Genomic DNA, 8,979 nt, shown 5'->3' on the forward strand with positions numbered 1-8,979 from the left:
CACCCTCATGGTGAACCTGTCGAACCACGAGGGTGAAGGCACGCAGGGTTGTTCCCGCGCGTGCCTCCCCTCCCCGCTCGCTGCACCTTCGTTCCTTTCGGCTCTTCGTCGTCCACGACGAGCTTGCTCGCCAGGATCATGTTTGCCATCTCGCCCAGGCGCCGCGTCTCGTATGTCCAGCCCACGATGAGGGCGTTGCAGGCGGCCTCGAGCTTTTGGAGGTCGGCCTCTTTCCACAACGCGGCGCAGGCGTCGCCGCCCTCCGCCGCGAGCCCGCCCTGGCACCGCCCGATACGCCGGCAGCGCGGGTCGCGGCAGCGCTTCGGCAGGTCCGCCTCGCGGGCGAGCAGGCGGTACATGGTGTTCATCTCTTCGCGCGGCCATGGCGGCGGCTCGAACAGCCCGGCCATCTGGCGCAGGAGCTCCGGCATCATCTTTGACACCTCGTCGAGCTGCTGCACGGTCTCGCTCAGAAGCAGGTCGTTCTCGTCCATCGTTCTCTCCTTGGGTTTTTCGATCCGGGGCGCCTGCCAAGGGGCGCGCGCCATCCTCGCCACGCCCGGTTTTCACCGTCTGGCCGTTGACCCTTCGACTGTTCGACAAGCTCACAGCTCAGGGTGGGAAGCGGGGCGCGTTGTCCGTGCCACTCTATTTATTTTTAAGGCGCGAAAAACGCGCCCCGCCGGCCGCTGTCCCGACATTCGACCGGTCTAAGGGTTCGTATTTGGCTCAGGACGGACACACGTGGTGAAGCGCCTTTGCCCGAACCCCGCGGCTTTTCCGCGCCCTGCGCCTGTGGCGCCGGACTCCGGCCTGTTCGCGGGCCCTCACATGCCTCCAGGTACCGTTCCTGGAGGGGGAGGCTGCCGCCGCCCTCCCCGTGTCCCCGGTCCGGACCAAGGTTCCCGTGAGGGCGATGGGGGCATTATGGGGGCGGTCGGAGGGAGCGGGGATGAAATTCCTAGGAAAATTGGAAAGAAATTATTTAGGTATAATGAAAACAATGGGTTGGTGGGATGGAGGGGTTTGGGGGGCTGGATTTTATCCCCGCCTGCACAGGCGTCTGCGAATGTGCAAGAGGCCCCTTTCATATGCTCGGCCGATACGGTCTAATGCGCCCGCCGCTTGGGGGAAGGGTAAAGTTAGACATGACGCAACCATTTGACGCGTATCTGCGTAAGCTCCGCGAAACACCAATCGAGGAACACACCGAGCATACCGGCCGCGCAGCGCTGGAAACCTTGCTCGGCCATTTCGCTGAGCGGGCGATGGCGCAAGGCATCACCGTGCAGCACGAGCCGAAACGGGTGGCTGACAAGGGGGCGCCGGATTTCAAAGTCGAGCGGCAAGGCATGATCCTCGGCTATGTCGAGGTGAAGGAGATTGGCGCCAATCTCGACAAGGTGCTGAAATCTGATCAGATCGCGAAGTACCGCAAGCTGTCGGACAATATCGTTCTGACGGATTACCTGCAGTTCATCCGCATCGACGGCAAAGGCAAGGTGCTCGACAGGAAGTCCCTCGCCTTCCCGAGCGATCTGGAAGGGCGGACGATCCGTGTCGATCCGGACAGGGCCGAAACCGTCGCGCGAGTGCTAGGCGCCTTCTTCTCGTCGCCGCCGCAGGGATTATCGAGGGCGCCGCAATTGGCGGTGGCTCTGGCCACAAGGTCGAAGCTGCTGCGCGACTATCTTGCCGAAGAACTGATCCGCCAGGAGAAGACGGATAGAGAGGGGCGGTTGCACGCGCTCTACGACGTGTTCCGCGAACAGGTGTTTCATGAGCTCGCGGTCAAGGAGTTCGCAGATGCCTTCGCCCAGATGCTGGCTTACGGTCTGTTTTTGGCAAAGCTGAACGCCGGCGACGAGGATGTCATCCGGCTCGACAATGTGCGCCGCTTCATTCCCGGCTCGTTCCGCCTGATCCGGGAGTTGGTGAGCTTCCTGGAGGAGATGCAGGAAGCCGAATATGACGAGGCAAAATGGGTGGTCGACGAAATCCTGTCGATCGTCAACGGGCTTGCCATAGACAACATCCGCGACGACCTGTCGTTCCGCCAGCGCAAGGCGATCAGCCGCAAGGTGCGGGCCGGCGATGAGGAAGAGCACCGGCTGTTCGAGCGCGATCCCTTCATCTACTTCTACGAGGACTTTCTCAAGGCCTACGACAAGGAGACGCGCAAGAGCCGCGGCGTCTACTATACGCCACCACCGGTGGTGAACTTTATCGTGCGCGCTGTCGACGACGTTCTAAAGGAGACCTTCAAGATTGGCGATGGACTGGCCGACGATAGCCGGGTGACGGTCCTCGATTTCGCTGCCGGCACAGGAACGTTTCTGCTCGAAGTCATGCAGCGCATCTTCGGCAATATCGGCGGGTCGGAAGCGGGCAAGGCCGATGCGGTTGTACGCGAACACATGCTGAAGAACCTCTATGGGTTCGAATATCTGATCGCGCCCTACACCATCGCGCATCTCAAGCTATCGCAGTATCTGAAGGACAAAGGCCACCCACTGCATGACGAGGAGCGGCTGCAGGTGTTTCTAACCAACACACTGGAGCCGGTGGAACCGCAGCGAAACCTACTATTGCCCGCAGTCAGCGCAGAAGTTGAAGCTGCCCAGACAGTTAAAGAACAACCAATACTCGTGATATTAGGAAATCCGCCTTATTCTGGCCTTTCCAGAAATCGGGGACCACATGCAACTGCGTCTATTGAGCGCTATAAATATGTAGATAGCGTACATTTTGGAGAAAAAAAGCACTGGCTGCACAATGATTATGTCAAGTTCCTTGCATTCGCGCAGGATAAGATGGATCATGTTGATGAAGGGATAGTTGGAGTAATTACCGATAATTCCTATTTAGACAATCCGACTTTTCGCGGAATGAGGCAGAGCCTTCTCAAATCATTTGATCAGATAGACATAATTGATCTTCATGGAAACTTAGAGAAACGAGAGGTCACACCAGACGGGCTGCGAAATGAGAATGTCTTTGATATTAAGCAAGGTGTATCAATTTCTATATTTATAAAGAAACCAGGCATTCCAAAGCACATAAGGCATTTCGACCTGTGGGGGTCGCGCCTAGAAAAATATACTTGGACCACACACAACTCGCTCGCGTCTACTGCATTCTCGGTGATCGAGCCAATGAGCCCGCACTATTTCTTCAAACCATTCTCGGGCGTGAGGCATAAGGAATACGGAGAATTTGCAAGCGTAGATCAGATTTTCATTAACGGAAGTGTTGGAATCACAACATCTCGAGATCACTTAGTTATAGATAATAGCTTAGAAAAACTATTATCAAAAATTGAGGAATTCTATAATGTAAATAATAGCGATGACTACATAAGAAGAAGATTTTCAATAAATGATAATGAAAACTGGAGCATCAGAAAAACCCGGAAAGGCCTAGAGGGAGAACAAGTCGACAGAAACAGGGTTACCTCGATATGCTTTGGGCCATTCGATATAAAAAACCTTTATCTAGATGAGAAACTCGTCTTTCGCCCAAGATATGCCGTAACACGACCGATGCTACAGGAAAACATAGCACTATTAACCGACAAAATTACACGCGATGAGCCGACAGCTTTTGTTTCATCGACGCCCGCAGGCCACAAGTCTGCCAGCAGATATGATCCAACCTATATATTCCCATTATACACCTTTCAAAGTGCAAAAGAAAAAAGCAACCACATAGAACGTTTAGAAAACATCACTCCCGACTTCCGCGCTTTCCTCGACGCCCGCTACGACCATCACTACTCGCCCGAGGAAATCCTCGGCTACATCTACGCTGTTCTCCATGCACCAACCTACCGCAGGCGCTACACCGAATTCCTGCGCATCGACTTTCCTCGTATCCCGTTCCCCGACGACTCCAAAGATTTCGAAGCACTGTCGGCGCTCGGCTGGGCGCTGGTGCAAGCACATCTGATGCGCGATCTGCCGCGCTGGGGATTGGCCGACTATCACGGCAACGGCGATCACACAGTTGAGCACGTGCGGTGGTCAGCCGAGGACGAGCGCATCTCCATCAACAAGACACAGAGCTATGCCCCGGTGCCGGAGGCGGTGTGGAATTTCCGTATCGGCGGCTATCAAGTGATCGACAAATATCTGAAGTCGCGCAAGGGGCGAACGCTTTCGCTCGACGAGATCAACCAGGTAGCCCGCATCGCCGATGCGTTGGCCTTCACCGTCGACCAGATGGAGCGAATCGACACTGCTTATGCACAGGCTTTTCCCGACAGGGGATAAGCCGGCAAGACCGCTCGCGCGCGCCATAATGCTTTGCCATGATCCTCCTGATTCGGGGATCGATAAATGACGAAGCAAGCTGGACCAGACCTTTTCGGCAACATTGACCCGCAGGGCGACCTGTTCGGAAACGAGCCTCAAGAGCCGGCCTGGAAGCCCAATCCTGATAAGGTGCGGCACAGACTGGAGCGCATCTTGGCCGAGGCGCGGGCGGCTGAGACGATGCCGTGGGACTGGTCGCAGCAGAGCCTCTACAAGACAATCTTCCCGCAGATGGCAGGCTTGCTGCCAGAAGAAGAGGCGGCGCAATATTGCTTCCAGTTCGAGCAGGAATGGGAGCGGCTAAAGGCGGCATGAGCGCCGCGCCTCACCGCCCCGGCCGCCCCGTCTTCTTCGACCGGCGCTTGCTCTGGCGCTCGTCGGCCGGGTCCTCGTAGGAGCCGGCGCCGGGCTTGTGGCGTTTTGGTTCGCCCTTCGACAAATGCTCAGGAGGCTCACCATGAGGGGCGCTGGTGCCGGGTTTCGGGGGTGGCGTCTTGCCGACGGGCTTTTCCGTGCGGCCGACGGTCATTTCGTCGAGGGTGTTCTTGCGGAAGAGGGGTTTGCCGGAGGGGACGGCGTGGGCGCCGGCGGTGCCCATTTCGTCCAGGCCGGGTTTGTGGAAGAGGGGGTTGCCGGAGGTGTCGCGCGTGTCGCGACGACCCCCCTCTGCCCTGCCGGGCATCTCCCCCTCAAGGGGGGAGATAGGCTGGCCGCGGCCACTGCGCCCCTCACCCTGAGCCTGTCGAAGGGGCCTTCCCTTGCGCGCGGCTTCGCGGCGGCTCTTTTGCGTGTTCTCGACGCCGATGTCGCGGGCGAGCGGGTCGTCCATGACGGCGAGTTCGGTTTCGCGCAGGCGCTTGATCTCGTCGCGCAGGCGCGCGGCTTCCTCGAAGTCGAGGTCGGCGGCGGCGTCCCGCATGGCTTTTTCGAGGTGTTCGAGGTGGGCGGCGAGGTTGTTGCCGACGAGGTTGTTCAGGTCCTCGCCCTTGGCGCCGGTAATGTCGGCGCGCACGTGGTCGCGCTCGTAGACGGAGCCGAGGATGTCGCCGATGTTCTTCTTGATCGATTCCGGCGTGATGTTGTGGGCGGTGTTGTATTCGATCTGCTTTTCGCGGCGGCGGCCGGTTTCGGCCATGGCGCGGTCCATGGAGCCGGTGACGGTGTCGGCGTAAAGGATGACGCGGCCGTCGATATTGCGGGCGGCGCGGCCGATGGTCTGGACGAGGGAGGTCTCAGAACGCAGGAAACCTTCCTTGTCGGCGTCGAGGATGGCGACGAGGCCGCATTCGGGGATGTCGAGGCCCTCGCGCAGGAGGTTGATGCCGACCAGCACGTCGAAGGCGCCGAGGCGCAGGTCGCGGATGATCTCGATGCGCTCCAGTGTGTCGATGTCGGAGTGCATGTAGCGCACGCGGATGCCCTGCTCGTGGAGGTATTCCGTCAGGTCCTCGGCCATGCGCTTGGTGAGGACGGTGACGAGGGTGCGGTAGCCGGCGGCGGTGGTGGCGCGGATCTCGCCGACGACGTCGTCGACCTGGGATTTGGCCGGGCGGATCTCGACCGGGGGGTCGATGAGGCCGGTGGGGCGGATGACCTGCTCGGCGAAGACGCCGCCGGACTGCCCCATCTCCCAGTTGCCGGGGGTGGCCGAGACGCAGACGGTGGGCGGGCGCATGGCGTCCCACTCCTCGAAGCGGAGGGGGCGGTTGTCCATGCAGGAGGGAAGGCGGAAGCCGTATTCGGCGAGGGTGGCCTTGCGGCGGAAGTCGCCCCGGTACATGGCGCCGATCTGCGGGATGGTGACGTGGGATTCATCGACGAAGACGAGGGCGTTGTCGGGGACGTATTCGAAGAGGGTGGGCGGCGGCTCGCCGGGGGCGCGGCCGGTGAGGTACCGCGAATAGTTCTCGATGCCGGCGCAGGAGCCGGTGGCCTCCAGCATCTCCAGGTCGAAGCGGGTGCGCTGTTCGAGGCGCTGGGCTTCGAGGAGGCGGCCGGCCGCCTCCAGCTCGGCGAGGCGCTGCTTGAGCTCCTCCTTGATCTGCCTGCTGGCCTGGTTGAGGGTGGGGCGCGGGGTGACGTAGTGCGAGTTGGCGTAGATCTTGACCGATTTCAGGTCGTCGGTCTTCTTGCCGGTGAGCGGGTCGAACTCGGTGATGGTCTCGATCTCGTCGCCGAAGAGGGAGATGCGCCAGGCACGGTCCTCAAGGTGGGCGGGAAAGATCTCGATCGTGTCGCCGCGCACGCGGAAGGAGCCGCGCACGAAGTTGACGTCCTGGCGCTTGTACTGCTGGGCGACGAGGTCGGCGAGGAGCTGGCGCTGGTCGAGGCGGTCGCCGATCTGCATCTGGAAGGTCATCGCCGTGTAGGTCTCGACCGAGCCGATGCCGTAGATGCAGGAGACGGAGGCGACGATGATGACGTCGTCGCGCTCGAGCAGCGAGCGCGTGGCCGAGTGGCGCATGCGGTCGATCTGCTCGTTGATGGAGGATTCCTTCTCGATGTAGGTGTCGGAGCGCGGGACGTAGGCCTCCGGCTGGTAGTAGTCGTAGTAGGAGACGAAATATTCGACCGCGTTGTCCGGGAAGAAGGACTTGAACTCGCCGTAGAGCTGGGCGGCCAGCGTCTTGTTGGGGGCAAGGACGAGGGCCGGGCGCTGGGTCTCCTCGATCACCTTGGCCATGGTGAAGGTTTTTCCGCTGCCGGTGACGCCGAGGAGGACCTGGGTGCGCTCGTTCTGGTTGGCGCCTTCGACGAGGTCACGAATAGCGGTCGGCTGGTCGCCGGAGGGGGAGAACTCCGTCGTCATCTTCAGCGCGATGCCGCCCTCGGTCTTCTCCGGGCGCGGCGGGCGGTGCGGGGTCCAGGCGCTCGCAAGGTTCGGATCGCCGCCTTCGATGAGGCGCGAGAGGGCGGCGACGGTGGCGGTGACGCCGGACGAGGAGAGGCCCTCCGCCTCCTCCAGCGAAACGTCGAGGCCGGCGACCGGCATCATGCCGGCGGCGGCGCGCTCCTTGGCGGAGGCAGCGCCGCCCATGGAGGTGCCGCGCGCCGTCTTGCCGGGAGCGGCGGAGCGCTCGGGGATCTTTTTCATTTTTTTGCTCACGCTGTCGCCGCTTCGCGGCTCGCTCCGCCCCTCTTTTTCTTGCGCGCCTTCGGCGTCGCGGGGAAGCGCGCCATCAGGCGCGACGGGCGGTCGCCCTTGCCGCGCTTCGCGCGGGTGCTTCGACGGCTTGTCGGCTTCACGCGCGATCTCCTTCGCCCAGTCGGCGACGGAGCCGCTGAGCGGCGCGCCGGAAAGCGGCGGCTGCGGCTTTTCGGCGAAGCCGCCACGGTTGTTGTTCGAGGAATTGGCCATGGCGCCGAATATGAGGGCTCGCGGCGCAAATGGAAAGGGGGTGGCGGGCGGCGGCAGGCGGCCGGGCGCGGGGCTGCTGACGGAAGGCCGTCAGGAGGAAAGATCCTTCGGGCGCAGGAAATGCGTGAGCCGCGCGCCGGCGAAGCCGAGCCCCGCCCACGGCCCCTTTACGGTGAAGCGCGCAAGGGCGGCGGTGGGGAACTTGGCGCGCAGGCGGGCAAGGGCCGCCGCATCCGAGCCCGGCCCGGCAAGGCCCGCCGCAAGGTCCTCCATGCCCGGATTGTGGCCGAGGAGGAGAAGCCGGCAGCTCCCCGCCGGCGCCTTGCGGATCAAGGCCAGGAGCCGGTCGGCCGAGGCCATGTAGAGCGCCTTGTCGCGGGTGGCGCGCGGGGCCCCCTCGCCCATCTCGGCCACCGCCAGCCGCCAGGTCTGGCGCGTGCGCAGCGCCGCCGAGACGAGCGCTTCGTCCGGCACCCAGCCGCGCGCCGCCACTTCGCGGCCCATCAGCGCCGCCGCCGCCTTGCCGCGCGCCGAAAGCGGACGGTCGAAATCGTCGCGCGTCAGCTCGTCCCAGCTCGACTTGGCGTGGCGCAGAAGAAGGAGTTCGCGCATCCGGACCTCTCGCTTCGCCCTCCGCCGCCCGCAAGCCGCGCTAGCACGAAACGGCGGTGGCCGCCAGCGGGCGGTTTTTATCGAAGGCAATCGCTTGATAAGCCGAGCCCTACGGCGCCCCCCTCTGTCCTGCCGGACATCTCCCCCACGAGGGGGGAGATTGCGCTGGCCGCTTGCTTCGGCGCCATTCCTGCAACGTTTGATGATTGGCGAAAACCGCCATGACGGCCAATCTCCCCCCTTGCGGGGGAGATGTCCGGCAGGACAGAGGGGGGCGCGAAGGGGCGAAAATCTATCAAGCGATTGCCTTGGTTTTATCCGGGTGATATTGACATAGCTTTTACCCGGATGTAATTGACCCGCCGACACTGAACTCCCAAGGGACCCACCATGGAAAAGGACAACGGCATGTATACGGCTTTCGACGGCACGCGGCGGGTGGCCGCGGGGACGCGGCTGGAGGTGGCGCTGGCGCTGAAGCGCGACGGGCGCGCCGAGAACGTCCTGATCTTCGACGACGAGACGGGCCGGCAGGTGGATTTCGACCTGTCGGGCAGCCTGGAGGCGGTGGCCGCACGCCTTGGCGCCGGGCAGGCCGCACCGGAGGCGCCGCGCGCGCCGGGCCGGCCGAAGCTCGGCGTGGTGGCGCGCGAGGTCACCCTCCTGCCGCGCCACTGGGCCTGGCTCGGCGAGCAG

6 protein-coding genes are annotated in these 8,979 nt (G+C 62.3%); 3 read left to right on the plus strand and 3 right to left on the minus strand.

The window, feature by feature from the left end; all coding sequences use genetic code 11:
* Positions 1 to 5: 5 nt before the first annotated feature.
* Complete coding sequence (locus GM910_RS22360; protein ID WP_159591673.1) at positions 6 to 494, minus strand: hypothetical protein; 489 nt, start codon at positions 492 to 494, stop codon at positions 6 to 8.
* Positions 495 to 1,148: 654 nt separating this feature from the next.
* On the opposite strand from GM910_RS22360, the gene GM910_RS22365 reads away from it, so the two are divergent.
* Both GM910_RS22365 and GM910_RS22370 read left to right on the plus strand, forming a co-directional pair.
* On the plus strand, positions 1,149 to 4,271 hold the full coding sequence (locus GM910_RS22365) for a type ISP restriction/modification enzyme (protein WP_159591676.1): 3,123 nt from the start codon (positions 1,149 to 1,151) through the stop codon (positions 4,269 to 4,271).
* A 66-nt stretch (positions 4,272 to 4,337) separates the two neighbouring features.
* Positions 4,338 to 4,628, plus strand: a complete 291-nt coding sequence (locus tag GM910_RS22370; RefSeq protein ID WP_159591679.1) for a hypothetical protein — start codon at positions 4,338 to 4,340, stop codon at positions 4,626 to 4,628.
* 10 nt (positions 4,629 to 4,638) lie between these two features.
* Here GM910_RS22370 and uvrB read toward each other — a convergent pair whose 3' ends face one another.
* Together uvrB and GM910_RS22380 are read right to left on the minus strand one after the other, a co-directional pair.
* Positions 4,639 to 7,671 carry an excinuclease ABC subunit UvrB gene (gene uvrB / locus GM910_RS22375; protein WP_159591682.1) on the minus strand — a complete coding sequence of 1,011 codons (3,033 nt, stop codon included), beginning with the start codon at positions 7,669 to 7,671 and terminating at the stop codon, positions 4,639 to 4,641.
* A 90-nt stretch (positions 7,672 to 7,761) separates the two neighbouring features.
* Complete coding sequence (locus GM910_RS22380) at positions 7,762 to 8,283, minus strand: SixA phosphatase family protein (protein WP_159591685.1); 522 nt, start codon at positions 8,281 to 8,283, stop codon at positions 7,762 to 7,764.
* A gap of 390 nt (positions 8,284 to 8,673) precedes the next feature.
* On the opposite strand from GM910_RS22380, the gene GM910_RS22385 reads away from it, so the two are divergent.
* Positions 8,674 to 8,979, plus strand: a 306-nt coding sequence (locus GM910_RS22385; RefSeq protein ID WP_159591688.1) for a DUF2239 family protein, incomplete at its 3' end; no start/stop codon positions are given.

The sequence above is a fragment of the Chelativorans xinjiangensis genome (assembly GCF_009812055.1).
In the GTDB taxonomy this organism is placed as follows: domain Bacteria; phylum Pseudomonadota; class Alphaproteobacteria; order Rhizobiales; family Rhizobiaceae; genus Chelativorans; species Chelativorans xinjiangense.

What these genes read in the sequence shown, in the direction of transcription:
- GM910_RS22380 (WP_159591685.1), bottom strand. Translation starts at nt 8,283, where the DNA reads ATGCGCGAACTCCTTCTTCTGCGCCACGCCAAGTCGAGCTGGGACGAG.
- GM910_RS22360 (WP_159591673.1), bottom strand. Translation starts at nt 494, where the DNA reads ATGGACGAGAACGACCTGCTTCTGAGCGAGACCGTGCAGCAGCTCGAC.
- uvrB (WP_159591682.1), bottom strand. Translation starts at nt 7,671, where the DNA reads ATGGCCAATTCCTCGAACAACAACCGTGGCGGCTTCGCCGAAAAGCCG.
- GM910_RS22370 (WP_159591679.1), top strand. Translation starts at nt 4,338, where the DNA reads ATGACGAAGCAAGCTGGACCAGACCTTTTCGGCAACATTGACCCGCAG.
- GM910_RS22365 (WP_159591676.1), top strand. Translation starts at nt 1,149, where the DNA reads ATGACGCAACCATTTGACGCGTATCTGCGTAAGCTCCGCGAAACACCA.